Annotated in this window: 29 protein-coding genes and 2 pseudogenes; 10 read left to right on the top strand and 21 right to left on the bottom strand. The window is 70.8% G+C overall.

Translation table 11 applies throughout. From position 1 onward, the window contains the following. Positions 1-28: 28 nt before the first annotated feature. The 3 genes from DBP14_RS09860 (at position 29) to DBP14_RS09850 (ending at position 1,915) form a co-directional block, all read left to right on the top strand. Complete coding sequence (locus DBP14_RS09860) at positions 29-1,183, top strand: family 2 encapsulin nanocompartment cargo protein polyprenyl transferase (protein ID WP_129306648.1); 1,155 nt, start codon at positions 29-31, stop codon at positions 1,181-1,183. 141 nt (positions 1,184-1,324) lie between these two features. Continuing rightward, positions 1,325-1,573: a hypothetical protein gene (locus DBP14_RS09855; protein ID WP_129306646.1), complete on the top strand. Its 249-nt coding sequence runs from the start codon at positions 1,325-1,327 to the stop codon at positions 1,571-1,573. Positions 1,574-1,582: 9 nt separating this feature from the next. Continuing rightward, positions 1,583-1,915 carry a DUF952 domain-containing protein gene (locus DBP14_RS09850; protein ID WP_129306644.1) on the top strand — a complete coding sequence of 111 codons (333 nt, stop codon included), beginning with the start codon at positions 1,583-1,585 and terminating at the stop codon, positions 1,913-1,915. 12 nt (positions 1,916-1,927) lie between these two features. Here the strand turns inward: DBP14_RS09850 and DBP14_RS09845 are convergent, their stop codons facing one another. From DBP14_RS09845 to DBP14_RS09785, 14 genes and pseudogenes are all read right to left on the bottom strand, one after another. Further along, the gene (locus DBP14_RS09845; protein WP_129306642.1) at positions 1,928-2,344 is read right to left on the bottom strand and encodes a VOC family protein; all 417 of its coding nucleotides are present in this window, start codon (positions 2,342-2,344) and stop codon (positions 1,928-1,930) included. An 86-nt stretch (positions 2,345-2,430) separates the two neighbouring features. Next, on the bottom strand, positions 2,431-3,759 hold the full coding sequence (locus tag DBP14_RS09840) for a Clp protease N-terminal domain-containing protein (RefSeq protein ID WP_129306640.1): 1,329 nt from the start codon (positions 3,757-3,759) through the stop codon (positions 2,431-2,433). 85 nt (positions 3,760-3,844) lie between these two features. Beyond that, positions 3,845-5,182 (bottom strand): tetratricopeptide repeat protein, encoded by a 1,338-nt coding sequence (locus DBP14_RS09835; RefSeq protein ID WP_129306638.1) that lies wholly within the window; start codon positions 5,180-5,182, stop codon positions 3,845-3,847. Position 5,183: 1 nt separating this feature from the next. Continuing rightward, positions 5,184-5,612, bottom strand: a complete 429-nt coding sequence (locus DBP14_RS09830) for a hypothetical protein (protein WP_129306636.1) — start codon at positions 5,610-5,612, stop codon at positions 5,184-5,186. 117 nt (positions 5,613-5,729) lie between these two features. Beyond that, positions 5,730-6,128 carry a helix-turn-helix transcriptional regulator gene (locus tag DBP14_RS09825; protein ID WP_129306634.1) on the bottom strand — a complete coding sequence of 133 codons (399 nt, stop codon included), beginning with the start codon at positions 6,126-6,128 and terminating at the stop codon, positions 5,730-5,732. 58 nt (positions 6,129-6,186) lie between these two features. Next, positions 6,187-6,735: a hypothetical protein gene (locus DBP14_RS09820; RefSeq protein WP_129306633.1), complete on the bottom strand. Its 549-nt coding sequence runs from the start codon at positions 6,733-6,735 to the stop codon at positions 6,187-6,189. Positions 6,736-6,742: 7 nt separating this feature from the next. After that, a complete protein-coding gene (locus tag DBP14_RS09815; RefSeq protein ID WP_129306631.1) occupies positions 6,743-8,146 on the bottom strand; it encodes a zinc ribbon domain-containing protein in 1,404 nt (467 codons plus the stop codon). After that, entirely contained in the window at positions 8,143-8,751 is a 609-nt protein-coding gene (locus DBP14_RS09810) for an IS607 family transposase (protein WP_129306629.1), read from the bottom strand. The genes DBP14_RS09815 and DBP14_RS09810 overlap by 4 nt, the downstream gene beginning before the upstream one ends. A 46-nt stretch (positions 8,752-8,797) precedes the next feature. Further along, positions 8,798-9,144 (bottom strand): annotated as a pseudogene (locus DBP14_RS09805) (MerR family transcriptional regulator); the annotation flags it as partial. Continuing rightward, on the bottom strand, positions 9,122-9,358 hold the full coding sequence (locus DBP14_RS37270) for an Imm21 family immunity protein (RefSeq protein WP_277752698.1): 237 nt from the start codon (positions 9,356-9,358) through the stop codon (positions 9,122-9,124). The gene DBP14_RS37270 and the pseudogene DBP14_RS09805, both read right to left, overlap by 23 nt. Next, positions 9,273-9,488, bottom strand: coding sequence for an Imm21 family immunity protein (locus DBP14_RS37265; RefSeq protein ID WP_277752752.1), 216 nt, complete (start codon positions 9,486-9,488; stop codon positions 9,273-9,275). Before DBP14_RS37265 ends, DBP14_RS37270 begins: the two co-directional genes overlap by 86 nt. 182 nt (positions 9,489-9,670) lie before the next feature. Further along, positions 9,671-10,453 (bottom strand): S1 RNA-binding domain-containing protein, encoded by a 783-nt coding sequence (locus DBP14_RS09795; RefSeq protein ID WP_241740857.1) that lies wholly within the window; start codon positions 10,451-10,453, stop codon positions 9,671-9,673. A gap of 46 nt (positions 10,454-10,499) precedes the next feature. Further along, a pseudogene (locus tag DBP14_RS36760) lies at positions 10,500-10,647 on the bottom strand (DNA mismatch repair protein MutT); the annotation flags it as partial. A gap of 82 nt (positions 10,648-10,729) precedes the next feature. Next, positions 10,730-11,086: an ASCH domain-containing protein gene (locus tag DBP14_RS09785; RefSeq protein WP_129306628.1), complete on the bottom strand. Its 357-nt coding sequence runs from the start codon at positions 11,084-11,086 to the stop codon at positions 10,730-10,732. Positions 11,087-11,092: 6 nt separating this feature from the next. Here DBP14_RS09785 and DBP14_RS09780 point away from each other — a divergent pair, with 6 nt between their 5' ends. After that, complete coding sequence (locus tag DBP14_RS09780; RefSeq protein WP_241740856.1) at positions 11,093-11,974, top strand: hypothetical protein; 882 nt, start codon at positions 11,093-11,095, stop codon at positions 11,972-11,974. After that, positions 11,971-12,789, top strand: coding sequence for a class I SAM-dependent methyltransferase (locus DBP14_RS09775; protein ID WP_129306626.1), 819 nt, complete (start codon positions 11,971-11,973; stop codon positions 12,787-12,789). Before DBP14_RS09780 ends, DBP14_RS09775 begins: the two co-directional genes overlap by 4 nt. A gap of 193 nt (positions 12,790-12,982) precedes the next feature. Here DBP14_RS09775 and sodN read toward each other — a convergent pair whose 3' ends face one another. Further along, complete coding sequence (gene sodN, locus DBP14_RS09770) at positions 12,983-13,378, bottom strand: superoxide dismutase, Ni (RefSeq protein ID WP_064535234.1); 396 nt, start codon at positions 13,376-13,378, stop codon at positions 12,983-12,985. Between the two features lie 145 nt (positions 13,379-13,523). On the opposite strand from sodN, the gene sodX reads away from it, so the two are divergent. Then, the gene (gene sodX / locus DBP14_RS09765; RefSeq protein WP_129311766.1) at positions 13,524-13,958 is read left to right on the top strand and encodes a nickel-type superoxide dismutase maturation protease; all 435 of its coding nucleotides are present in this window, start codon (positions 13,524-13,526) and stop codon (positions 13,956-13,958) included. Here sodX and DBP14_RS09760 read toward each other — a convergent pair. Further along, positions 13,862-14,491, bottom strand: a complete 630-nt coding sequence (locus DBP14_RS09760; RefSeq protein WP_129306625.1) for a CGNR zinc finger domain-containing protein — start codon at positions 14,489-14,491, stop codon at positions 13,862-13,864. The genes sodX and DBP14_RS09760 overlap by 97 nt on opposite strands. Positions 14,492-14,590: 99 nt before the next feature. Between DBP14_RS09760 and DBP14_RS09755 the strand changes: the two genes are divergently transcribed. Next, a complete protein-coding gene (locus DBP14_RS09755; RefSeq protein WP_129306624.1) occupies positions 14,591-15,424 on the top strand; it encodes a class I SAM-dependent methyltransferase in 834 nt (277 codons plus the stop codon). A gap of 73 nt (positions 15,425-15,497) precedes the next feature. Here the strand turns inward: DBP14_RS09755 and DBP14_RS09750 are convergent, their stop codons facing one another. The 3 genes from DBP14_RS09750 to DBP14_RS09740 all read right to left on the bottom strand — a co-directional run bounded on the left by DBP14_RS09750 (position 15,498) and on the right by DBP14_RS09740 (position 18,213). Then, a complete protein-coding gene (locus tag DBP14_RS09750; RefSeq protein WP_129306623.1) occupies positions 15,498-16,298 on the bottom strand; it encodes an amino acid ABC transporter ATP-binding protein in 801 nt (266 codons plus the stop codon). Then, a complete protein-coding gene (locus tag DBP14_RS09745; protein ID WP_129311765.1) occupies positions 16,295-17,191 on the bottom strand; it encodes an amino acid ABC transporter permease in 897 nt (298 codons plus the stop codon). The genes DBP14_RS09750 and DBP14_RS09745 overlap by 4 nt, the downstream gene beginning before the upstream one ends. A gap of 62 nt (positions 17,192-17,253) precedes the next feature. Next, complete coding sequence (locus tag DBP14_RS09740) at positions 17,254-18,213, bottom strand: ABC transporter substrate-binding protein (protein ID WP_129306622.1); 960 nt, start codon at positions 18,211-18,213, stop codon at positions 17,254-17,256. A gap of 569 nt (positions 18,214-18,782) precedes the next feature. On the opposite strand from DBP14_RS09740, the gene DBP14_RS09735 reads away from it, so the two are divergent. Further along, positions 18,783-20,000, top strand: a complete 1,218-nt coding sequence (locus DBP14_RS09735; RefSeq protein ID WP_129306621.1) for an NADP-dependent malic enzyme — start codon at positions 18,783-18,785, stop codon at positions 19,998-20,000. A gap of 411 nt (positions 20,001-20,411) precedes the next feature. Then, positions 20,412-21,377: a zinc-binding dehydrogenase gene (locus DBP14_RS09730; RefSeq protein ID WP_129306620.1), complete on the top strand. Its 966-nt coding sequence runs from the start codon at positions 20,412-20,414 to the stop codon at positions 21,375-21,377. An 89-nt stretch (positions 21,378-21,466) separates the two neighbouring features. Here the strand turns inward: DBP14_RS09730 and DBP14_RS09725 are convergent, their stop codons facing one another. Beyond that, positions 21,467-22,549, bottom strand: a complete 1,083-nt coding sequence (locus tag DBP14_RS09725) for a PadR family transcriptional regulator (protein ID WP_129306619.1) — start codon at positions 22,547-22,549, stop codon at positions 21,467-21,469. A gap of 1 nt (position 22,550) precedes the next feature. Continuing rightward, positions 22,551-23,618: a DUF4097 family beta strand repeat-containing protein gene (locus tag DBP14_RS09720; RefSeq protein WP_129306618.1), complete on the bottom strand. Its 1,068-nt coding sequence runs from the start codon at positions 23,616-23,618 to the stop codon at positions 22,551-22,553. A gap of 249 nt (positions 23,619-23,867) precedes the next feature. Here DBP14_RS09720 and DBP14_RS09715 point away from each other — a divergent pair, with 249 nt between their 5' ends. Next, on the top strand, positions 23,868-24,047 hold the full coding sequence (locus tag DBP14_RS09715; RefSeq protein WP_003992906.1) for a DUF6104 family protein: 180 nt from the start codon (positions 23,868-23,870) through the stop codon (positions 24,045-24,047). Positions 24,048-24,059: the final 12 nt, after the last annotated feature.

The raw sequence follows: 24,059 nt of genomic DNA, 5'->3' as shown, positions 1-24,059 counted from the left end.
CCGTCCGCGGACTCCGCGAGGGGGAGCCATGACCGAGTTCATGACGGAGGCCAAGGAGCGTGTCCCCGGGGCACCCCGGCCCGGACCGCACACCTCCAGGGGCGTGGCCGGGAAGACCGCCGGCGCGAGCGGTGCCGGCGCGCACGACGGGCAGGAGGCGGTGATCCTGCTGGAGCGCACCCGGGCCGTCGTCGACCCGGAACTCCGCGCCGCGATCGAGTCGTTGCCCGGCTCCATGCGCGCCGTCGCGCTCCACCACTTCGGCTGGCAGCACGCGGACGGCACCCCGGCCGCCGGCAGTGCGGGCAAGGCCATAAGGCCCGCCCTCGTCCTCGCCGCGGCCGCCGCACTCGGTGGTACGGCGGCCAGGACCGCGGCCGTCCGGGCCGCCGCCGCGGTGGAACTGGTCCACAACTTCACGCTGTTGCACGACGACGTGATGGACCGGGACACCTCCCGCCGCCACCGCCCCACGGCCTGGACGGTGTTCGGTGACGCCGACGCCATCCTCGCCGGGGACGCCCTCCAGGCACTCGCCCTGCGGCTGCTCGCCGAGGACACACACCCGGCGGCGCCCGCGGCCGCCGCCCGCCTCGCGGCCTGTGTCGTCGAACTGTGCGCCGGACAGCACACCGACACGGCCATGGAGCGGCGCGCCCCGGACGAGGTCACCCTCGACGAGGTGCTCGCGATGGCCGAGGCGAAGACGGGCGCGCTGCTGGGCTGCGCCTGCGCCATCGGCGCGCTCTACGCGGGCGCGTCTCAGGAGGAGGTCGCGGCGCTGGACGGCTTCGGCCGTCAGGCCGGGCTCGCCTTCCAGTTGATCGACGACGTCATCGGGATATGGGGCGACCCCGGGCGCACCGGGAAACCGGCCGGCGCGGACCTGGCCGCCCGCAAGAAGTCCCTGCCGGTGGTGGCCGCGCTGACCTCCGGAACCCTGGCGGCGGACGAACTCGCCGAGTTGTACGCCAAGCCGTACGCGGAGGGCGACGCGGACAACGGGGAGATCGCCCGCACCGCCGTGGCCGTGGAGCGGGCCGGCGGCCGGGACTGGGCGCAGACCGAGGCGGCCGACCGGATGGCCCACGCCATGCAGGAACTGGCACGCGCGGTGCCGGACCCGGAAGCGGCGGACGGCCTGCTGGGACTGGCCGAATTCGTGACCCGCCGCACCAGTTGACGCTGCCGCCCCGGCGGCTCCGAAAGGGACGGGCCCCGCGCATCCCCACAGTGCGCGGGGCCCGTCCGGTGCCCGGTACCCGGCCCGGTGCCGAGGCGGACGCCGGAGGCGCGGCGCCCGGTCGCGGCCTACCCTGAGGACATGGGCGGCGAGGAGCATGTCTGTCCGGTCTGCGGGCGGCCCGTCGACACGGTCGTCCGGCGGCACAAGACGCTGGGCGCCTGGGTGCCGGTGTGGGGCCCCGGCCCGTGCCACGCCCCGGACTGCCCGTCCGGCACCCCACGCGACGACGCGGCCACCGCTGCCACCGGCCCCGGGGACGGCGAGGGCTCCCGGCCCGGGACGACGGTCGCGAGGAATTCAGGCGCCGACCGTCCCGCCACGCCGTAGCGTGACCGTATGCCGAAGCTCCCGCACATCGTCCACATCACTGAGCGTTCTCTGTGGGACGCGGCCCGAGAACGCGGCACGTACGAGGTCTCGACGCGTGGCCGCACGCTCCAGGAGGAGGGATTCATCCACTTCTCCACCCGCGAGCAGCTCCCGCGCATCGCCGCCTTCCTGTACGGCGACTACGACGGGCCGGACGAACTGGTCGTGCTGGTCGTGGATCCCGCCCGGCTCGGCGTGCCCGTGAGGTACGAGTCCATGGAGCCGGGCGGCGAGGAGTTCCCGCACGTCTACGGACCGGTGCCGGTCGAGGCCGTGGTGGAGGTGGAGCCCTGGAACTGAGGGGGAGGGGCGTCAGCCGGCGGGACGCTGGAGGAACCGCAGCATGTTGCCGGCCGGATCGCGGAAGGCGCAGTCGCGCACCCCGTACGGCTGGTCCGTCGGCTCCTGCAGGACGTCCCCGCCGGCCTCGCGCACCCGGTCGTACAGCGCGTCGCAGTCGGTGGTGGTGAAGATGACCCCGCGCAGCATGCCCTTGGCGAGCAGTTCGGCCATCGCCTGCCGGTCGGCGGGGGAGGCGTCCGGGTTCGCGCCCGGCGGCTCCAGGACGACCTCCACGTCCGGCTGGAGCGGGGACCCCAGGGTCAGCCAGCGCATGCCCTCCCAGGACACGTCGTTGCGCACTTCCAGGCCCAGGACGTCGCAGTAGAAGGCCATCGCCTTGTCATGGTCGTCGACGGCGATGAAGCACTGCTTCAGTTTCAGATCCATGCGCCCACGCTAGGCGCTGCGCGAGCCGGACGCCGGGTTGTCGGGCGGCCCGCCGTCCGCGGGTCTGCCGTGTGGCCGGTGGCCCGTCAGCTCATGGTCCAGACGTACGGGTCGTGGGGGACGGGTTGGCCGGCCGGGCGGGCCGCGGCCGGGCGGGGCTGGGCGGCCCGGATGCCCGAGGAGGCGGCCAGGGCCTGGACGACGTCGGCCTCCGTGACCTCGTGCGGCTCCTTCGAGGGCGCGTCCGAGCGGGCCCTGCGGGTCCTGACCAGCGCCGCCGCCTCGTCCAGAAGGCTCACGGCCGCACCGGGCAGGGCCTGGTCGGGGACGTGGTCGCGGGCGAGGGCGGCGGCGGCCTCCAGGGCGTCGTCGGTGAAGCCCGCCTCGTGGTGGAACATCAGCCGGGGCCGGACGACACGGAGGATCTCCCGTATGTCGCCCTCGGGAGGCTCCTGGAGGAAGACGGGCTGCACCAGCCGTTCCAGACCGGGGTCACGGTCCCGGCGGTCGTACTCCGCCCGGCCGCAGTCGCCGATGACACGGACGGCCGGTTCCTCCAGCAGGGAGCGGAACAGACCGAGGGGTGTGGTGGTGCCCTCCGGGAGGTGCAGGGGAGTCAGCGCGCCCTCCAGGTGGAGGATCAGCCCCGCCTGGCCGGCGATCTCGGCGAGCAGCTCGGCGATCAGCGCCCCCGCGCGGGCCCGGTGCCGCGAGTCGGCCAGCACCGCGGCGAGATCCAGCGACCGCAGGGTGCGCCCGCCCAGGCTGTCCGGGACCCGGCGCTCGGCGACGGCCCGCGCGACCCCCACGGTCACGGCCTCCTTGCCGATGCCCGGCTCGCCCACCAGGAGGGGCACGCGGCGCCGGTGGCGGGTCAGGACCTGGACCACCCGGTCGATCTCGGCGGCGCGGCCGATGACGGGCCCCGTGGTGTGGCCGGGGTCGCGGGTGAGCGTCTGGAGCAGCCCGGCGGACCGCAGGCGTTCCGCGATCCGGGCCCGGGCCCGGCCGGTGTCGGCGCCCAGTTCACGCAGGACACCGGCCACCGTGTCGTCGTCCTGGCGGAGCAGGGCGAGCAGGATGTGCACCGGCTCCACGTACCCGTGGTCCGACGAGGCGGCCTCCTGACCGGCGATGTCGAGCGTGGCCGCCGCCTCGGCGGTGTAGTAGACGGGAGGGCGACCCGGGTTCTTGGGACCCTTGTCGAAGGCCGCCCGCGTCGCGTCGACCACCGCGCCGGTCGGCACCCCGAGCAGCTGCTCGAACCCGGAGGCGGTGCCGCTCTCCTCGGCCTCCAGGGCGAGGGCCAGCAGCAGGTGCCCCGGCCTCAGGTAGTTCTGGCGGAGCAGCTCGACCTGCTCGAAGCCGACGGCCACCACCCGGTCCGCCCGCCCACTCCTGCGCGGGCTGACCACCCGGTCCGCCCCCTCACCCCTGCCCGGACTGACCACCCGGTCCGTCCCCTCACTCCTGCGCGGGCTGGCCCCCCGGTCCGCCCCCTCACTCCTGCCCGGACTGCGGCCCCTGGCCATCGGCCGTCCCCTCCATCCCCAGCAGATCGTCCCGTGCCCGTGCCGTGTGCGGGTGGTCCGCGCCGAGCACCCGCTCCCGCTCCGCCACCAGCTGCCGCAGCAACGCCAGCGCCTCCTCCCGCTCGCCGGCCGGCGCGAGGTTGCGGGCCAGCATGTGCCGGGTCCGCAGGGTGTGCGGATGCTCGACGCCGAGGACCCGGCTCCGGTCGGCGAGCAGGATGCGCAGCATGCCCACCGCCTCTTCACGGTGCCCCGCCTCGCCGAGGTTGACCGCGAGGAACTGCCGTGTGCGCAGCGTGTCCTCGTGGTCGGGTCCCAGCAGCCGTACCTGGTCGGCGAGCAGCCGGCGCAGCAGACCCGCGGCCTCCACCGGGGTGCCCGCGCCGCCCAGGCTGTGCGCGTAGGACTGCCGGGTGCGCAGGGTGTCGGCGTGCTCGGGGCCGAGGACGCGGGTCTGCTCGTCGAGGATCTTGCGCAGTTCCTCGGCCGCACCCGTCCAGTCCCCGTCCTTGCCCCGGTCGACGGCGGCGATCTGGCGGTTGCGCAGCTCGGGGCCCGCCGTCGCGGCGAAGGCGCGATTGATACCGAGCGCGATGCGGTGCGCGGTGCCGCTGCCCCGGTTGAGCGGCCGGGGCAGCCCCTCGGACGCCATGACGGACCTCAGCCGCTGGTACAGGTCCTCGACCGTCAGCAGCTCCGGCCCGCCGACGACGCCCTCGCGCAGCAGCCGTATCAGCCGCCCGGAGAACGCGGTGTGGTCCTCGCCCGGCAGCGCGAGGGCCACCTGGTCGCGCTGGGCGGAGGTCATCACGTACGAACCGGCCACGTCCAGCTGCGAGATCCGCTCGTCCTCCGCGCCCAGCGCGTCGCCGACGGCCCGGCCGGAGAAGCAGCAGTCGAGGACGACGACCTTGGTCTCGGCGGGACTGTCCAGCACGGCGTCGCGCAGCTTGTCGTACTCCAGGGAGTTGAACTCGGGTGCGGCCCACTCGCTGTCGGGCAGCGCCAGGTACAGCTCGTGCCGGCGGCCGCCGACCAGGCCGTGACCGGCGTAGTAGACGAGCAGCAGGTCCTCGGCCTCGGCCACGGCGGACCGCAGCCGCCCTCCGACGGTGCGCAGGTCGCCGTCGTCGAGCAGCAGCGTGCAGTGCGCGGAGGGGACCAGCCCGAAGTACGGGTCCGTGAGGAGCGCGGCCAGATCGGTGAGGGTGCGGTGGACGGCGGGCAGGTCCGGCAGCGCCGGGTCGGTGTACCGGCCGGCGCCGATCAGGACCAGCCGGGAGCGGTGGCGGTCTGGCAGCCGCACGTCACTCCCGCGCGTCCTGGCCCGGCGCGGCCTCGGAAGTCCCCTCCGGAACGCCCCCCGGAACCCCCTCCGGGCCCGGGGCCTCCGCCAGCGCCTCCCGCAGCAGCTCGGCCACGTCCTCGGTCGCGACCCGCTTGGCGTCGATCTCCACCGTCGGCCCGTCCTCCCGGCGGATCTCCAGCCGTACGTCGCTGCGCCGGGGCTGGGTGATCCAGGCCCGCAGACAGGAGGCGAGCACGGTGAGCGGACCGCCGGCGCCGAGCAGGACGGTCACCGTGTCCAGCGCGGTGCCGAGATGCCCGTCCACCGGCTCGGTCCCGGTCAGCCGCACCCGGCCGGCCAGCCCCGCGTCGCCGCGCAGCCAGTCCGTCAGCGACTCCGCGTCGGAAACGGGATCCTTGCTGCGTACGGAGATGAGTGCGGTCGCCACGGTCCCCCCGAAGTCCTCAAAGTCCTTGACGCGCTACGGCGTTGACGAGATCGAGTGTAGGGCGGAACGGCCCGGTAGTGACCGTTCGTCACAGAGGTGGACCGTAGGTGCCGGTGCTCACCAGGGCCGGCGGCGCGGCCGCGTGAACGTCCGGGCCACGCAGGACGGGATCACCGCGCTCTCCTCGTGCGACCGGGCCCGGTACGCGCTCGGCGTCTCACCGACCAGCTCGGTGAACCGGGAGCTGAACGAGCCCAGCGAGGTACAGCCGACGGCGAGGCACACCTCGGTCACGCTGAGGTCCCCGCGACGCAGCAGCGACTTCGCCCGCTCGACCCGGCGGGTCATGAGATAGCTGTACGGCGTCTCCCCGAACGCCTTGCGGAAACTGCGCTGGAAGTGCCCCGGCGACATCAGCGCCCCCCGGGCCAGCTCGGCCATGTCGAGCGGCTCGGCGTACTCACGGTCCATCCGGTCCCGCACCCGCCGCAGCCGCCTGAGGTCCTCCAAGGTCACGGCACCAGAATGGCACGCCCGTTCGCCGGGCGGCCCGGTTTCCGCCCGACGGTCACCGTCACCCGGCGGTGCGCTCGCTCAGGGCCGTGACCGACCAGTCGAGTGCGGGCGCCAGAGGTTCCGGGGCCGGCCAGCCGTTGACGACGGCCAGCAGCTGCGCGTACCGCTCGCGCCGGGGATCGTTCGCGGTGCTCAGCCGCCGCAGCATCCAGGGGCGCAGCCCGCTGTCGTCGGGCCGGCCGAGGAGACGTGCGCAGTCCGCGCCGAGCGCCGCGACGACGCGCTCCGCCTCGGGGGTGCAGGGGTCGATGCCGGACGCGAGGGCGGCGTTCGCGTGGTCGGGGGCGAGGGCGACCACGTCCCGCCGGGGCGGCCGCCCGGGACGGGCGTCGTCCGTGTGCTCCTCGACCGCGCGCCGCACACCGGCGCGGAACTCCGGGTCCTCGAACAGTTCCGCCAGCTCCAGCCACGCGGAGAGCTGCTCCTCCGTGGGCGTGCCGGGCAGTTCGGGCGTCAGGGACCGGCGGGCGCCGGCGTGGGCGCCCCCTCCGGTTCCCGCGAAGACGGCGTCGAGGAACTCGCCGGTCAGTCGGTGCATGCGTGCCATCTGCTTCCTATTCGTTGAGCATTGCTGCTCGGATCGGATGGTTCGCTCTCCGCACGTGGGTGCTGGAGTCCTGGACCGGCAGTCTGGTCCGGAGACGATCGGCCCGTTCCTGGATGAGTTGCTTGACCCGCGTGTGCGGGGTGATCAGGGAGATGTCAGGGTCTCCGTCTCGTTCCAGGACGTTGATCGCAGCCGCGTGGTCTGCCTGCCACAGCTCCCCGCACCGGGTGCAGTGAAGCCGGTCCCCGGATCGCTTGCCGAGGATTCGGCAGCAGGGGACGACTTGTGAGCTGTAAGCCGCGTTGACCAGCGTCAGCGCAGAACCTCTGCGCTCTGACACGGACGTGAGCGCCTCGGCCGTGACGCCTTTGGTCCAGGCGGCGAGGCGGCGGTTGGTGTTCTTGCCCAGCTTCTTCCGGGGAGGGAAGGAGCGGGTGAGATCTTCGGCCACCACCTGGGCGGCCTTGTCGACGACAGTGTGTACGGCGGTGAAGGTGACTGTACGCACGCGGGACGTGAACCGGCTGCGGCGCCGGTCGCGCTTGACCACACCGAGGTTGCTGCGTTCAATGCGGTCGGCCTTCACGTGGTCACCGGCCTTGCGGGCATTCTCCGCTACCGACCGGATCTTGGCCCTGCGGGCGTTCTTGGCCTTGAGGAAGTCGGACTCTTCCCGCAGCAGCTTGCCGAGTTCTTCGCCGTGGTGGTTGCCGTCGGAGTCGGTCAGGACCTCGGTGTAGCCCTTGTCCACGCCGACCTTTCCGATTCCGCAGGGGCGGATCTCGTGCAGGTCAGGGGCGTCGATGGCGTAGTGCACCTCGACCCGTCCGCCGCGGAGGACGATCCGCAGGGTTCCGGTGGGTGCGACGGTGGTGTTCAACGGGATCGCGATCTTCTGCCGCCGCTTCAGCCCGGGGATGTCGATCCACACGTTGCCGTCGGCCATGCGCCAGGTGTTGTACTGGTCGGAGCGCACCACGATCTGATTCGCCGTGCGGCTCACGCCGTGCTTGACGTGCCGGCGCATCTGCCAGGACAGGAATCCGTCGTCCTGCCACCGGCCGTACTTCAGTGCGGTGTACGCCTTCTTCCGCTCGGACTTGTCCCGGTAGCGGTGGTGTATCGCTTTGCGGACCTTCACCTTCCCGGCTTCGCGGTGCGCGGCGATGTCGGCTACCGCGTCGCGAAGGGTCTCCTTCCACGTGTTGGCCAGCACGCCGAAGGTGTCGGCGGTGCCGTCCTTCATCCACGCATCGCGGATGGTGCGGTCCCTGATGCCGTCGTTGACAGGCGATCCGTAACGGGCCCACACCATGGCCCGCACACGGCCGAGGCGACGTGCCTGCTCTTCGAGCTGGGCGTACTTACCGGCGTTGAGATTCCGGGAGTAGGCGATGCGGGTGACCTTCACCGGCCACCGGCTTTCAATTCGTCCTTCAGGGTCTTCTCGTAGCGGCGCAGGCCATGCAGGCGGCAGGAGAAGGTGTGCACGATCGCCAGCAGGTCCTCTGCCAGTTCCTGGTGGGGGGAGAGGGATTCGGCGTTTGCGATGACGATCTCGCAGCTGTGGCGTTCGGCTACGTGCTCGATCAGGTCGAACCCGAACCTCGCGAGTCGGTCCTCGTGAGCGATGACCAGACGGGCGATCTCGCCGGCCTCGATCCTGTCCATCAGGGCAAGGAACTTCTTCCGGCGCAGGTTCATCCCGCCACCGATCTCCTGCACCCACTCGTCCACCGCGATACCGGCACCCAGGCAGAAGGTTTCCATTGCGGCGACCTGCGAGGCGAGGTCGTCCTTCTGCCCAGGTGAGGACACCCGGCAGTACACCACCGTGACGCGGTGCGTGTGAGCGGCGATCCCGAGAGCGGCACGTACGTCGGCGTCGGTGAAGTACCGCTGTCCGGTCGTGGTCCGTTTCGGCGTGATACGCCCTTCGGCCTCCCAGCGGCGGACGGTCGACGCAGACCGCCCGATGCGCTGGGCGAACTCCGAGATGCGGTACTTCTTACTCATACGAGTAACTATAGCGAGGACTGGAAAGGAAATTGACCACTACTCATAGCTCCTCAGGGCTGGGTCCGCGCTCGGCCACGGCCGTCAGCACGGCCCACCGCAGGCGCAGGACGCCGATCTGTGCCTCCAGCGCGGCGGCGTGCCGCGCGGCGACCTCACCGAGCGACAGCTCCCGCTCTATGACCCGCCGGATCACGTCGAGCCCGAGCCCCAGCTCGCGCAGCGTCCGCACCAACGCCAGCCGCGCGACCGCGTCCGGGCCGTAGCGGCGGTACCCAGCGCCGCTACGGCAGACAGGCGCCACGAGCCCGGGGTCCGAATAGAACCGAACCGCACGGCTTTGACCGTCAGTTCGGCACGCCGCGCCACTTCACCGATCGACCAGAGGTACAGCTGGGCCGTCCGTGATCCACATCCCGCACTCCTCCCATTGGGTGGCGGGATCTGCGAGGACAGCTTCGGCCGAGGCTTTGAGCCCGTTTTCGGAGTCGGCGGCGAGCCAGCGGAGGAAGGCGTGATGCTCAGGCACGTAACAAGTCGCGGCGGGCTCGTCCCCCAGGACCAGCGCCTGCACCCCGTCCTCGCCGACGGCGATCGCGCCGGCCAAGATCGTCCACCGCGCAAGCCCTGTCGTAGTCGTCCGGATCGACCCCGTCCCCCACGATCATCCCGCTCTCCGTGCACCCGCGCCAGGCATCCAGCGCGGAGACGGGAATCACGATCAAGGGACCGCCCATCGACTCCACCCAGTCAACGGGGGCGTGTGTCGTCTCGGCTGCGGCGGACGAGGAGGTTCTCATAGGGGCAGTGCGTACTCAGGCACCGACAACGCCGCTCCGCGGGCGCGTGCCAACCGGTTTTGGGCGGCTCAGGTCCGACCCAGTACGTGACAGCCGATGCGTCATTCAGCGGGCCAGCGTCAACTGCCCGCCCCGTCAGCAGCGCGCAACCGCACCCGGTGACGCTGAAGGTCGACCTCGGCGACCTTCACCGCGATCAGCTCGCCTTCGCGGACGAGTTGGTCAGGGGTCTCAACCGGCTCGTCGGTCAGCTCTGAGATGTGAAGGAGCCCTTCGACCTCCGGAGCAAGCTGCACCAACACGCCGAAGGGAATGACCTTGGTGATCCGCCCTGTGACGACGCGGCCGGCCTGCTTCGCGAAGCGGATGAGGGGATCTTCCCGCAGGGCTTTCAGCGAGAGGGTGACTTGTCCGGATCGCGTCTCGGCGACAATCACCTCCGCTGTGATCCGCTGGCCGGCTTGGACGACTTCGGAAGGGTGGTCGATCCGGGACCACGTCAGGTCTGGCACTCGGATGAAACCGGTGCACAAGCCATCAGGCTCGCCGTCGAGGTGGACGAAGACCCCGAAGTTGGGCACTTCCGCGACGGTCCCGGTGACAACCTGTCCGCGTTCCATGGAGAGGAGAAAGGATCGCAAGGAGGGGATCTCGCAAGCCCTGGAAGAGAGATGAAGCTGACCTTCACCCCGACGTCCGAGCTCCTCGGCGTCAACCTCTTGGCCGATCTCGAAGAGCTCGGATGGGTGCTCCACCCGACGCATCGAAGCCTCATGCCCAGGGATCCGACCGATCTCGGCTTTCTCTCCTTCGCCATCCACGAGCTCCACGACGACATCCGCTCCGTCGAACCCGATGACCGCCACCCTTCTCACAGCGCCCGGCCGGAGCTGGTTGATCAAGGTTTGCAGGCGAGGGTCAGGAGCTGGATCAGGCATGGCGGTGAGCCTAGCTCCAGCCGTTGAGGGAGACCTGTGGCCCGCCCGCCTCCGAGATAGCGGTTGAGGGCGCTGCCGGTGGTCTTCACGAATTCTTCGGGGATGGCTGCGGCGTCGACCCAGCAGACCTGGGAGTGCCTGTGGGGTTCGCGGTCCTCCGACCGGGGGCGGCTTCGATGGGCGTTGCCGTTCCGGTCGAGGATGGCTCCGAGTGTCGGACCTTGTGAGAGCGGGAATCGGTCAGGCCATGCGCTTGATCTCGATGGCGAGGGCTCCGAGGGCTTCCTTTTCGGGGCCGTAGATGGTGCGAATGTTGACGAGTTGCCGGTCAAGGGTGGCGGCCGGGTTGACGTTCACCGGACCCTCGCCGTCGAGGAGGGCTTCGAAGTCGGGGTATTCGGTGACCCGAAGGACTTCGACGTCGCAGGTCTCGTCCGTGCCTTTGACGCGGAAGCGGATGGTGTCGCCGGCGGCGAGGTCCGCGAGGTGCGGGTACTTGACCCGCACCTCGATGGTCTTGGTGCCCGCTGCCACGAGCTCGAAGTCGAGCGGTTGGAGGCGGACGTCGGTCGGCTCGCGCGGACCTACGTCAGTCACCCGCTGATGGAGCAGTACGTCGAGATCAAGCGGTTACGGGACGGGGTGTTCGAGCTGCTGCGCGGACGGCAACGCCCCCGGCAGACCACCGACCTCTATCTCTCAGCCTCTCGTCTCTGCGGCCTGTCCGCTCACGTCTGCCTGGACCTCGGCGACTACGACTCGGCGGCCACTCATGCCCGTACCGCACAGGCCTGTGCCGAGGCGGCCGGACATGGGGGGATGATGGCCTGGGTGCGGGCCGTGGAGTCACTGATCGCGTATTGGACCGGTCAGTACAAGCGGGCGGCCCAGTTGGCCCAGGTCGGTCGTCAGCACAAGGAGGGCGGCAGTATCGGCGCACGGCTGGCGAGCCTGGAGGCGCGGGCGCTGGCGATAGCCGGCGACTCGGCTGGAGCGCTCACCGCCCTGTCGGATGCCGATCGATATCGTGAGGCGGTCTCGGGCCGGGACGAGGTACTGGGAGTCTTCGACTTCCCTGCGGCCAAGCAGTTCGCGTACGCCGGAACGACCCTCCTGGCCGTAGGCGGGCAGGAGCACGTCCAGCGGGCCATCGTCAGCGCGGAGACGGCGATCCGCCTCTACCGCAGCGCGGACGGAGACGACCAGTCGGTCGGTGACCTGTTCGCCGCGCACCTCGACCTCGCCGGCGGGCACCTGCTCCTGGGCGACCTGGACGGTACGGAGAAGATGCTCGGCTTCGTTCTCCAGTCCGCGCCGGAGCGCATGTCGGCCAGTATCGTGCGCCGGCTCATCGTTCTGGGGCGGGAGTTGGGAGGGCCACAGTACGGTGGAGCCGCGCAGGCGGTGGACCTGCGTGACCGGCTCCAGCACACGGTCGTCCGTACGTCCCTGCCTGCCGCCCACCCTTCGGAGGTGCCGACGTGACCGATTTGTCCGCCGCCCGCGACGCCGCTGTCACTGACCGGGCCCGCTTGGTGGGCAGCGCCTACAACGGAGACCGGGACCTGGCCGCCCGGCAGTCGCTCTACCAGTGGCAGACGCCCCGGTACGATCTGCCCGGCCTCGTCGCCGAGAGGCTGGGCGATGTACGCGGGCGCGTCGTCGACGTCGGCTGCGGCAACGGCAAGTTCATCCAGCGGCTCCGTCAGGACCGTGGGGACCTGTTCCTGCTCGGTCTCGACATCGCGTCCGGCATCCTCGCCGATGTCCCCGGCCCCGTCGCCGTGGCGGATGCCACGAGGCTTCCGCTCGCGACGGGCAGCGTCGACGCCGCCCTTGCGCTCCACATGCTCTACCACGTGCCCGACATCCCCCAGGCGGTCAGGGAACTGGCCCGGATCGTGGCCGGTGACGGGCTGGTGATCGCCTCCACCAACAGTGACCGAGACAAGGCCGAACTCGACGACCTCTGGCAGCGGGCCGCCGGCGACGTCCTCGGCATCGACCGGGGCCCGGCTCGTATCTCGCTCAGCGCTCGCTTCTCCCTGGAGAAGGCGCCCGCCTTCCTCGGCGAGGAGTTCAGCCGCGTGGAGGTCGTCGAACTGCCGGGGATCATCACCGTCCACGACCCAGAGCCTGTGGTTGCCCACATGGCTTCGTACCGTGCCTGGGCGGACCAGCACGAGGTGCCCTTCGACGCGACGGTCGACCGCGCCCGCACACTGGTCACCGACCACATCGCGCGGCACGGCGCGTACGAGATCACGTGCCTCGGCGGCATCCTCGTCTGCTGCCGGTGAGATTTCCCTGTGGCGGCCAGAGGAGGTCCCCCCTGTGGCGGCCAGAGGCCGGTGAGCAGGTGTCGTGGCTCCTCGGCGGAAGAAGACCGCACCCGGGCCGCGGCGGGCGCCGGGTTCGGCGGGCTGCGGACCGGGTGCGGACAGGTAGGTAGCCGGACTCGCGAAAGCGCGGGTCAGGCGGCCTGGCCAGAGATCAGGCCTTCTTGGTCTCCCAGAAGATCTTGTCGATCTGGGCGATGTAGTCCAGGGCCTTCTGGCCCGTCGCCGGGTCGGTGGACGCCTTGGCGGCCGAGAGGGCCTTCAGGGTGTCGTTGACCAGCTGGTGCAGCTCCGGGTACTTCTCGAAGTGCGGGGCCTTGAAGTAGTCGCTCCACAGGACGGAGACGTGGTGCTTCGCCAGCTCGGCGCGCTGCTCCTTGATGACGGTGGCGCGCGCCTGGTAGTGCGGGTCGTCGTTGCCGGCCATCTTTTCCTGAACGGCCTTCACCGACTCCGCCTCGATGCGGGCCTGGGCCGGGTCGTACACGCCGCAGGGCAGGTCGCAGTGCGCGCTGACCTTGACCTTGGGGGCAAACAGGCGGGAAAGCATGGAGCATTCCTTCCTCGTGATCGTCTTCTCAGGTGGGACATTACTCCCTGAGGGACGGGTTTTCGCGAGTGCCCCCTTGGGCTTAGGACAAAAGTCCAGGGTCAGACTGAGACTGGTGGAGGAACGGACCGGGGAGGTGCCGGGGATGCCGGAGCTGTCGCAGGACACCGAGCGGGGGAGGGCCGTGGCCCCCTTCGGCCTGGCCGAGGTGACGGGGCCGTCCATGGTGCCCACCCTCCGGCACGGGGACCGGCTGCTGCTGCAGTACGGGGCCGTGATCAGGCCGGGGGACGTGATCGTCCTGCGCCATCCCTTCCAGCAGGACCTGCTCGTCGTCAAGCGGGCCGTGCAGCGGCGCGAGGGCGGCTGGTGGGTGCTCGGCGACAACCCGTACGCCGGTGGCGACAGCACCGACTACGGCGTCGTACCCGAGGAGCTGATCCTCGGCCGGGCCCGGTTCCGGTACCGCCCCCGCCCCGCCGGTCAGCGTTCGCCGCTGGCGCTGGCGCGCTGGGCGTTCTCGGCCGCCCGGCCGCTGCTGTCGGACCGGTCGGCCTCCAGGCGCTTGCGAGCCCGGTAGGCGGCCACGTTGGCGCGGGTGGCGCAGCGGTCGGAGCAGTAGCGCCGGGAGCGGTTGGTGGAGGTGTCCAGGTAGGCGTTGCGGCACGGCGGGGCCTGGCACAGGCCCAGCCGGTCGACGCCGTACTCGGTGAGGTGGAAGGCCAGGCCCATCGCCGCGATGGCCGCGTAGCCGGCGGTGGCGTTGGACGGGTGGTCGGCCAGGTGCATGTGCCACAGGGGGCGGCCGTCCTCGTCCCGGTGGTCGTGGCCGGAGATCTGCGGGCTGACCGGGAACTCCAGCAGCAGGGAGTTCAGCAGGTCCACGGCCGGTGTCTCCTCGCCCCGGTCGGCCGCCTCGAAGACCGCGCGCAGCCGGGCCCGGACCGAGCGGAAGCGGGTCACGTCGGCGTCGGTGGCGCGGCGGGCCGCCGAGGCGTTGCCGCCGAACAGCTCGCGGACGGCCTCCACCGAGGTCAGGGAGTCCTTGCCCCGGGCCGGTTCCTCGGTGTTGACGAGGCGGACGGCGTAATCCGAGTAATAGGCCAGTTCCACTTGTAGTCCTTACGGAGGGGCTCTAGGGTCGTGTCTGCGGTCGGGTAACAGCCGGTCGTGCTTTCAGGGTATTACGCGTGCGAGGGGAGACGAGGTTCCATGAGCGGCAGCGGCGCGACCACGAACACGGCCACGCATACGGAGACGAGTGCGGCCACGAGTGCGGCCACGGGCGCGACCACGAGTACCGGGACCGACTGGGGCGCCTGGCAGGAGAGCTGGGACCGGCAGCAGGAGTGGTACATGCCGGACCGCGAGGAACGCTTCACGATCATGCTCGACATGGTCGAGGCACTCGTCGGCACGGCCCCGCGTGTGCTCGACCTCGCCTGCGGCACCGGCACCATCACCGCCCGGCTGCTCGCCCGCTTCCCCGGCGCCACCAGCACCGGCGTCGACCTCGACCCGGCGCTCCTCGCCATCGCGCGCGGCACCTTCGAGGGCGACGACCGCGTCTCCTTCGTCACCGCCGACCTCAAGGACCCCGCCTGGCCGGCGGCACTGCCGTACGGCTCCTACGGCGCCGTCCTGACCGCCACGGCCCTGCACTGGCTGCACAGCGAACCCCTCGCGGCCCTCTACGGTCAGGTCGCGGAGCTGGTCCGCGACGGCGGTGTCTTCATGAACGCGGACCACATGATCGACGACAGCACGCCCCGGATCAACGCGGCGGAGCGCGCCCAGCGCCACGCCCGCATGGATCAGGCCAAACGCGACGGCGCCCTGGACTGGGCCGCGTGGTGGCAGCTCGCCGCCGAGGACCCGGTCCTCGCCGGGCCGACCGCCCGCCGCTTCGAGATCTACGGCGAACACGCGGACGGTGACATGCCCTCCGCCGCCTGGCACGCGCGCGTGCTGCGCGAGAAGGGCTTCGGCGAGGCCCGGCCCGTGTGGTGCTCCCCCTCGGACACCCTGCTGCTCGCCGTCAAGTGAGCCGCACGTGAGAGGGGCGGTACGGAGATCTCCGTACCGCCCCTCTCGCCGTACCCCTGCCGCGCCTGCCGGGTCAGAGCACCTTCGACAGGAACGACTTCGTCCGGTCGTGCTGCGGGTTGGTCAGCACGTCGCGCGGGTGGCCGGACTCGACCACCACGCCGTCGTCCATGAAGACCAGCGAGTCGCCGACCTCGCGGGCGAAGCCCATCTCGTGCGTGACGACGATCATCGTCATGCCGTCCTCCGCCAGGTCCCGCATGACGTCGAGGACCTCGCCGACCAGCTCCGGGTCGAGGGCCGAGGTCGGCTCGTCGAACAGCATCAGCTTCGGCTGCATCGCCAGCGCGCGGGCGATGGCGACACGCTGCTGCTGGCCACCGGAGAGCTGCGCCGGGTAGTGGCCCGTACGGTCCCCGAGGCCCACCCGGTCCAGCAGCTGCTGGGCCCGCTCGCGGGCGACCGCCTTCGACTCCCGCTTGACCTGGACCGGCGCCTCCATGACGTTCTCCAGAGCCGTCATGTGCGGGAACAGGTTGAAGCGCTGGAACACCATGCCGATGTCCCGCCGCTGGGCGGCGACCTCGTGCTCCTTCAGCTCGTAGAGCTTGTCGCCCTTCTGCCGGTAGCCGACCAGCTGGCCGTCGACGTAGAGCCGGCCGGCGCTGATCTTCTCCAGGTGGTTGATGCACCGCAGGAAGGTGGACTTGCCCGAACCGGACGGACCGATGAGGCAGAACACCTCGCGCGCGTTCACCTCCAGGTCGATGCCCTTGAGGATGTGCGCGAGCCCGAAGGACTTGTGCACGCCCTCGGCCACGACCATCGGCTGCCCGCTCGCGCCCTGGGAGAGGTTCTTGCTCAGACTGGTCATCGGGCCACCTCCGGACGGCGGAACGAACCGAACATGCGGAGGTTCTTCTTCAGGCGCTGGAACGGGGTCGGCGGCAGGCTCCGCGAGGAACCGCGGGCGTAACGGCGCTCCAGGTAGTACTGGCCGATGCTGAAGACCGTGGTCAGCATCAGGTACCAGATCGACGCCACGAAGTACATCTCCACGACCGCCAGCGAGGTGCTGGAGATGTCCGTGGCCCGCTTCAGCAGCTCGGGGAACTGGACCACGTAGGCCAGCGACGACGTCTTGAGCATGTTGATGTACTCGTTGCCGGTCGGCGGCACGATGACCCGCATCGCCTGCGGCAGGATCACCCGGCGCAGCGTCTTGCCCTGCGTCATGCCCAGGGCGTGCGAGGCCTCCGTCTGGCCGAGGTCGACCGACTGGATGCCGGCCCGGACGATCTCCGACATGTAGGCGGCCTCGTTCAGGCCGAGACCCAGCAGGGCGGCCAGGAACGGCGTCATGACCTGGTTCATCTCGTCCTTGTAGAACCCCAGGTTCAGGATGGGGAACACGAGCGCGATGTTGTACCAGAGCAGCAGCTGCACCAGGACCGGCGTGCCGCGGAAGAACCAGACGTAGAACCAGGCCACGGTGCTCGTGACCGGGTTCGACGACATCCGCATCACCGCGAGGATCACGCCCAGACCGAGACCGAGCGCCATGGCGAGCACCGAGATGTACAGCGTGTGCCAGGCGCCGGACAGAATCGTCCCGTCCGTGAGGTAGTCCGGGACGATGCTGTAGTTGATCTTCGCGTTGGAGAACGCGATCCCGATGAGCACGAGGATCGCGATGACCACCACGGCCGCCACCCAGCGGCCGTAGTGGCGGACCGGTATGGCCTTGATCTGCTCCGGCGGCACCATCGGCGCCGGAACCTTGTCGACAGTGTCAGTCACGATGACTGCCCTTCAGTGTTGCCCGAGGTTCAGGAGCCGCCGTTGATCTTCGCCTCGGTCACCGCACCGTCCGTGACGTTCCACTTCTGCATGATCTTCGCATAGTCGCCATTCTTGATGATGGCGTTCATCGCGGCCTGCAGGGCGTCGCGCAGCTGGGTGTTCTCCTTGCTGACGGCGATGCCGTACGGGCCCGCCTCCACCTGGTCGCCGACGACCTCGAAGTCCTTGCCGCCGCCCGAGGTCTTGGCGTTGTACGCCGCGACCGGGAAGTCGTTCAGGTCCGCGACCGACGCGCCCTGCTTCAGACGGAGCAGCGCCTCGGGGTCGGTGTCGAAGGTCTGCAGCTTGATGGCGCCCTTGCCGTCCTTCTCGCACTTCTTGCTCTGCGTGCGGGCGACGCCCTCGGAGGTGGTGCCCTTCTGCAGTGCCACGACCTTGCCGCACAGGTCGTCCAGCGACTTGACGCCCTTGGGGTTGCCCTTCTGGACGAGGATCGAGGTGCCCGCGGTGAAGTAGTCGACGAAGTCGACGCCGTTGCCGACCTTCTTGCCGTTGGCGGAGTCGATGCCGTTCTGGCGGTCCTTGGTGTCGTTCATCGCGGACATGATCACGTTGAACCGCTTGGCCTGCAGACCCACGATGAGCTGGTCGAACTTGCCGTTCTGGAAGTCGAACCGCACGCCCAGCTGCTTGCCCAGGGCGTCCGCGACGTCCGGGTCGATGCCCACGGCCTTGCCGCTCTGCATGTACTCGACGGGGGCGTAGGAGATGTCGGAGCCCACCTTGATGACGCCCGCCTTGCGGATGTCGGCGGGGAGCTTGGCGGCGAGCGGCGCCGAGGCGGACGAGCTGGAGCCGCTGTCGCCGCCGCTCTTGTCGGTCTGGTCACCGCAGCCGGTGAGAATCAGGGTGCTTGCGACCGCGATCGCCGCAACCGCGACAGTGCTGGTGCGGGCGGTCGTACGACGGGTGGAGCTTGCGGTCATCGTGGGTTCCTCCGGCGGATGGGAAGAGTTGCCGATGGGTCGACGGAAACACACACCTTCGGGTGTCGCGACCTCGTGGGTTTACGGCATCTTGCCATTCGGACTACGCCATCCAGGTGAGTCGCCATGTCAAAATCGGATAACGGGTGACCCCCGATCGCCGTGATGTCGGTCCAGCCAGGCCCACCAAGGCCGCACCATCTGCGGAACGCCGGCATTCCGGCCGGAAAATCTTCGGGCTATCTCACGATGTGGTTAATCGTTGCACGATACATCAGTTACTGAACGGTCACATGTCACAGGACGTCAGCGGGTGTCAGCCTCATGTCACCCTCGTGTGGCCTTCTGGTTCCCAGTGTGACCTTGCACCTAATGGACTCGTCGCGGGTGCCGTCCGTCCGGTAAGAAGGTTCTTTACACCCCTCATCCGGGGCTCAGGGCGCGTGTGCGGCGCGCCCGTCGCGTATGTGCCCGTCCGTATCAGGCAATCGGGCCGTGCGCGGTGCCCGCCCACCCCTCACCAGGAGTGGTCGACCCTCAAATCATGCATACCTAAGGGGTACAACAAAGTGGCAGCGGAGATCGTCAATCCTCCCAGCGACAGTGCGGATCAGGACGGGGCCGAGCCCCTCGATTCCTTCGATCCGGTGTTCGCGCTGCACCGCGGAGGCAAAATGGCCGTGCAGGCCACGGTGCCGGTCCGCGACAAGGACGACCTTTCCCTCGCGTACACGCCCGGTGTGGCGCGCGTGTGCACCGCGATCGCCGACCAGCCCGAGCTGGTCAACGACTACACGTGGAAGTCCTCGGTGGTGGCCGTCGTCACCGACGGTACGGCCGTGCTGGGTCTCGGGGACATCGGTCCCGAGGCCTCCCTCCCCGTGATGGAGGGCAAGGCGATCCTCTTCAAGCAGTTCGGCGGCGTCGACGCGGTCCCGATCGCGCTCGACTGCACGGACGCCGACGACATCGTCGAGACCGTCGTCCGGCTCGCCCCGTCCTTCGGCGGAGTGAACCTGGAGGACATCTCGGCGCCCCGGTGCTTCGAGATCGAGCGCAAGCTGCAGGAGCGCCTCGACATCCCGGTCTTCCACGACGACCAGCACGGTACGGCGGTCGTGACGCTGGCCGCGCTGCGGAACGCCGCGCGGCTGAGCGGCCGGGAGATCGGGCAGCTGCGGGCCGTCATCTCGGGCGCCGGCGCGGCCGGTGTCGCCATCGCCAAGATGCTGGTCGAGGCCGGCATCGGGGACGTGGCGCTGGCGGACCGCAAGGGCATCATCTCGTCGGACCGGCAGGACCTCACGCCGGTCAAGAGCGAGGTCGCCACCTTCACCAACAAGGCCGGCCTCACCGGTTCGCTGGAGGACGCCCTAGCGGGTGCCGACGTCTTCATCGGCGTCTCCGGCGGTACGGTCCCGGAGGCGGCCGTCGCCTCCATGGCCGAGGGCGCGTTCGTGTTCGCCATGGCCAACCCGAACCCCGAGGTGCACCCGGACGTCGCCCACAAGTACGCGGCGGTCGTGGCGACCGGGCGGTCGGACTTCCCGAACCAGATCAACAACGTACTGGCGTTCCCCGGGATCTTCGCGGGTGCGCTGCAGGTGCGGGCCTCCCGGATCACCGAGGGCATGAAGATCGCCGCCGCCGAGGCGCTGGCCGCCGTGGTCGGCGACGATCTCGCCGCCGACTACGTGATCCCGTCGCCGTTCGACGAGCGGGTCGCCCCCGCCGTGACCGCGGCCGTCGCCGCGGCCGCCCGAGCGGAGGGCGTCGCCCGCCGGTAGCACCGGGCAGCGTCCCGATGGCCCCGCCCGCTCGGGCGGGGCCATCGCGTTTTTCTCCCTCCCGCCCACCCGACCGGGTGACGCCAGGTCTGTTGAGTCGGCCGGGGCTGGGCAGCGGTGGCGGCACAAGGCCGGCGGGTGGCGGCGCGCCGGGTGATGCGCTGGGCGGGCGCCGTGCTGGGCGGGCGCCGCGCCCCCCGCGATGGGGGCACTCCCACTCCCGCGCGCGAAGCCGGGCGTGGAGGACGAGGCCGATGTCGGGGTGGTGGCCGCTTGCTACGGGCCCCGGCGGGAGGCCGGGGGAAAGTCCGGGCAGGGCCCTCTGGGCCGGGTGGGTGTGGTTGTGCAAGAGGGTATGTGTCACAGGGGGCCCTGGTTCCGCCGGCCGGGGTGCGCACCTATGGTCGAGCCATGTTCGCTGTCTACGCCGCCCGAATCGACCGCGACCAGCCGCTCTCCGGCCTTGAGTTGGGGGACCGTCCGGCCCCCGAGGCCCGCCCCGGCTGGAGCACCGTGAACGTCCGGGCCGCCTCCCTCAACCACCACGACCTCTGGTCCCTGCGCGGCGTGGGCCTCGCCGAGGACAAGCTGCCGATGATCCTCGGCTGCGACGCCGCCGGTGTCGACGAGGACGGCAACGAGGTCGTCCTGCACTCCGTCATCGGCCAGTCCGGCCACGGCGTCGGCGCCAGGGAGCCCCGCTCCATCCTCACCGAGCGCTACCAGGGCACCTTCGCCGAGCAGGTCGCCGTGCCTACCTGGAACATCCTGCCCAAGCCCAGGGAGCTGTCCTTCGCGGAGGCCGCCTGCCTGCCCACCGCCTGGCTGACGGCGTACCGGATGCTGTTCACCAACGCCGGTGTACGGCCCGGTGACTCGGTCCTCGTGCAGGGCGCCGGCGGCGGTGTCGCCACCGCCGCGATCGTCCTCGGCAAGGCGGCCGGCCTGCGGGTCTTCGCCACCAGCCGGGACGAGGCGAAGCGGAAGCGGGCGCTGGAGCTCGGGGCCGTGGAGGCCATGGAGTCCGGCGCGCGGCTGCCCCAGCGGGTGGACGCCGTCATCGAGACCGTCGGCGCCGCCACCTGGTCCCACTCGGTGAAGTCCCTGCGGCCCGGCGGCACGATCGTCATCTCCGGTGCCACCAGCGGCGACCGGCCCTCGCACGCCGAGCTGACCCGGGTCTTCTTCCTCGAACTGAAGATCGTCGGCTCCACGATGGGCACCAAGGACGAGCTGGAGGACCTGCTCTCCTTCTGTGCCGCCACCGGCATCCGCCCGGTGATCGACGAGGAACTCCCGATGGACCGGGCCCGTGAGGGCTTCGAGCGGCTCGCCGCCGGTGAGCAGTTCGGGAAGATCGTCCTCACCAACGGCTGAGGCCGCTCGGGGCGACTTCGGGGGCGGGCCCGGTGATCCGAGGGAGGATCACCGGGCCCGCCGCCGCTTCATGGCCGCAGGCCTGCCGGTCACACCTTCGGGGCGCGCAGTATCGCCCCGATGTGCGCCGCCGCCGTCGACAGGTGGCGGCGGGCGTCACGGAACTGGTCGGCGGTGACCCCGTGGTCGCGGGCCGCGTCCCGGATGTCGTCCCGGAAGCGGTCCAGGAGACGGTCCAGGTCACGGACCGGGTCGCTTGAGGGGTCGTCGTGGGCCCAGGACGGCTCGTAGGCCGCCGGGAAGTCCTCCGGGGTCGCCGAATAGGCGGGCTCCGCGTCCGGGGTCTTCCGGTGGGCGCCCGGTTCCCCCGGTGGGCGGCCGAAGCCCCAGTCCTTGCCGAACTCCTTGCCGGCCTCCTTCCCGAACTCGCCGAACTCCTTGGCCAGTTCGGTCAGGCCCTCGCGCACGCCCGTCGGCCAGTCACCCCGGGTGAAGTGGTCCTGGACGCGGTCCTGGACCCGCCGGGCGATGCGCTGCATCTCCTCCTGCGCCTGGGCGCGGGCCTGCGTCTGCGCCTCCTGGGCCTGGCGGCGGGCCCGCTGGGCCTCCTCGCGGGCCCGGCGGCTCTCGTCCTTGGCGCGGCGGGCCTGCTCCTTCAACTCCTGCTTGACCCGGCGCATCTCCTCCTTGGCGGCCTTCCAGGACTCCTTGTCACCGAGGTCGCCGAGGTCGCCGTAGTCCCCGAAGGGGCCCGCCCCGGTGCCGGCCGCCTTGGTGCCGCCGCTGCGGGCCTCGGAGGCCGCCGCGCGCATCTCACGGCGCAGGTCGCCGGCCGCGCCGCGCACGTCGGCCCTTATCTCGGCGGCGAGTTCCGCGACCGACTCGCGGATCTCCAGCTCCAGGTCGGCCAGTTCACCGCTGCGGTCGGCCAGTTCGGCACGGCCGGCGTCGGTGATCGCGTAGACCTTGCGGCCGCCCTCGGTGGTGTGCGTGACCAGGCCCTCGGCCTCCAGCTTGGCCAGCCGGGGGTAGACCGTGCCCGCCGAGGGGGCGTACAGGCCCTGGAAGCGCTCTTCGAGGAGCCTGATCACCTCGTAGCCGTGGCGCGGGGCCTCGTCGAGCAGCTTGAGGAGGTAGAGGCGCAGGCGGCCGTGGGCGAAGACGGGAGGCATGTCAGAGCACCTTCTTGTCGGTCGTGCCGCCGGCCGGGGCGTCGGGGCCGGTCTCGGCGGCCTCGGCGGCCTCGGCGGCCTCGGTGGACCCGGTGGACTCGGCGGACCCTGCTGACCCGGCGGCGGCTTCCGTGCCGTCGGAGTCCCGGCCGGAGCCCGAATCGTCTCTGGCGGGGGCCGGCGGACCGGACACCGGGGCGGTGGGCTGCGCCGGGGCGGGGTGGGACGGGGGCGCGGTCTCCCAGGCGGCGTCCCCGTCGTCCTCCGCCGAGGGCCGGCTGAGCAGGGCGATCGAGCCGGAGACGGTCGTCGCCCGGAGCTTGCCGTTGCCCTGGCCGAGGCGTCCGGTGATCTTGTGCGCGCCCCACTGGCCGTGCACCTTCAGGCCCTCGAAGGCGTTGGAGATCGTGCCGCTCGCGGTGTTCGCCTTGACGTCCGCGTCCGCCGGATGCGGCAGCCGGATGGCGATCTCGCCGGACACGCTGGTCAGCCGCACATCGGTCGGGCCGTCCGGATCGAGGTCGATGATCATGGAGCCGCTGACCGAGTCGGCGCGGACGGAGGGGCCCGAGCCCTCGACCACGGTCAGGTCGCCCGAGACCGAGTTGAACCGCAGATCGCCGGTGACCGCCTGGGCCTCCAGATTGCCGGACACGGTGTCGGCCTTGACCGGACCGGAGAGCCCGACCAGCGTGGTGTCACCCGTGACTCCCTGGACCGCCGCCCGGCCGCGCAGCCCGGAGACCACTGCCGCGGCGCCGACCACGCCCACCTCCACGTGCGTGTCGGCCGGAACCGCGAGGGAGACCACCGCGCTGCGGCGCCAGCCCCTGCGATCGAGCCATTTGAGGAAGCCCTTCCACGGCAGGTCGTCGTACGCCACCGTGAGCGTGCCGCCCTTCTGGGTGACCACCAGGGGTGGGCCCTCGATGTCCGAGACCTCCAGCCTGGCGGGGCCCTCATCCGTGCCCACGACGTTCACCGTTCCGTTGACGATGCGCACGTGCAGGTCGTGCACGGGGGTGTCGAAGGTGAGCTTCTGGGGCTCGGCGACGGACCACTCGGACATGGTGACCTCCTCGGCCGGACAAGGCGGCAGCAGACAGGGCGGGGCACGGACAGGGAGGCCGTACGGCTACGACACGCCATATCGCGTCCTCCGGGAAACACGATATATCGCGGTCACGGAAAGTCAAGTCACCCTTTCGAAGGGGCGCGACCGGCGCCGACCGGGAGGCGAACCCACCCCACGGCATTGCGTACGCTGGACGTGACCCGACACCGGCCGGACGCCGCAGCACGCAGAAGAGAGACGCCCATGTACTTCACCGACCGTGGCATCGAGGAGTTGGAGAAGCGACGGGGCGAGGAAGAAGTCACCTTCGAGTGGCTGGCCGAGCAGCTGCGGACCTTCGTCGACCTCAACCCGGACTTCGAGGTGCCCGTCGAGCGCCTGGCCACCTGGCTCGCCCGGCTCGACGACGAGGACGACGAGTAGACGAGCCGCAGC

This window comes from Streptomyces sp. L2, from assembly GCF_004124325.1.
In the GTDB taxonomy this organism is placed as follows: Bacteria; Actinomycetota; Actinomycetes; order Streptomycetales; family Streptomycetaceae; genus Streptomyces.
This window is presented reverse-complemented; position numbering and strand designations above follow the sequence as displayed.

Excerpts from the sequence above, each read along its gene's own strand:
- DBP14_RS09750 (WP_129306623.1), bottom strand. The coding sequence starts at position 16,298 with ATGACCAGTCTGAGCAAGAACCTCTCCCAGGGCGCGAGCGGGCAGCCG.
- DBP14_RS09725 (WP_129306619.1), bottom strand. The coding sequence starts at position 22,549 with ATGCCTCCCGTCTTCGCCCACGGCCGCCTGCGCCTCTACCTCCTCAAG.
- DBP14_RS09855 (WP_129306646.1), top strand. The coding sequence starts at position 1,325 with ATGGGCGGCGAGGAGCATGTCTGTCCGGTCTGCGGGCGGCCCGTCGAC.
- sodN (WP_064535234.1), bottom strand. The coding sequence starts at position 13,378 with ATGCTTTCCCGCCTGTTTGCCCCCAAGGTCAAGGTCAGCGCGCACTGC.
- DBP14_RS09715 (WP_003992906.1), top strand. The coding sequence starts at position 23,868 with ATGTACTTCACCGACCGTGGCATCGAGGAGTTGGAGAAGCGACGGGGC.
- DBP14_RS37265 (WP_277752752.1), bottom strand. The coding sequence starts at position 9,488 with ATGGGCGGTCCCTTGATCGTGATTCCCGTCTCCGCGCTGGATGCCTGG.
- DBP14_RS09780 (WP_241740856.1), top strand. The coding sequence starts at position 11,093 with ATGGAGCAGTACGTCGAGATCAAGCGGTTACGGGACGGGGTGTTCGAG.
- DBP14_RS09730 (WP_129306620.1), top strand. The coding sequence starts at position 20,412 with ATGTTCGCTGTCTACGCCGCCCGAATCGACCGCGACCAGCCGCTCTCC.
- DBP14_RS09860 (WP_129306648.1), top strand. The coding sequence starts at position 29 with ATGACCGAGTTCATGACGGAGGCCAAGGAGCGTGTCCCCGGGGCACCC.
- DBP14_RS09740 (WP_129306622.1), bottom strand. The coding sequence starts at position 18,213 with ATGACCGCAAGCTCCACCCGTCGTACGACCGCCCGCACCAGCACTGTC.
- DBP14_RS09755 (WP_129306624.1), top strand. The coding sequence starts at position 14,591 with ATGAGCGGCAGCGGCGCGACCACGAACACGGCCACGCATACGGAGACG.
- DBP14_RS09850 (WP_129306644.1), top strand. The coding sequence starts at position 1,583 with ATGCCGAAGCTCCCGCACATCGTCCACATCACTGAGCGTTCTCTGTGG.
- DBP14_RS09820 (WP_129306633.1), bottom strand. The coding sequence starts at position 6,735 with ATGGCACGCATGCACCGACTGACCGGCGAGTTCCTCGACGCCGTCTTC.
- DBP14_RS09845 (WP_129306642.1), bottom strand. The coding sequence starts at position 2,344 with ATGGATCTGAAACTGAAGCAGTGCTTCATCGCCGTCGACGACCATGAC.
- sodX (WP_129311766.1), top strand. The coding sequence starts at position 13,524 with ATGCCGGAGCTGTCGCAGGACACCGAGCGGGGGAGGGCCGTGGCCCCC.
- DBP14_RS09810 (WP_129306629.1), bottom strand. The coding sequence starts at position 8,751 with ATGAGTAAGAAGTACCGCATCTCGGAGTTCGCCCAGCGCATCGGGCGG.
- DBP14_RS09745 (WP_129311765.1), bottom strand. The coding sequence starts at position 17,191 with ATGGTGCCGCCGGAGCAGATCAAGGCCATACCGGTCCGCCACTACGGC.
- DBP14_RS09720 (WP_129306618.1), bottom strand. The coding sequence starts at position 23,618 with ATGTCCGAGTGGTCCGTCGCCGAGCCCCAGAAGCTCACCTTCGACACC.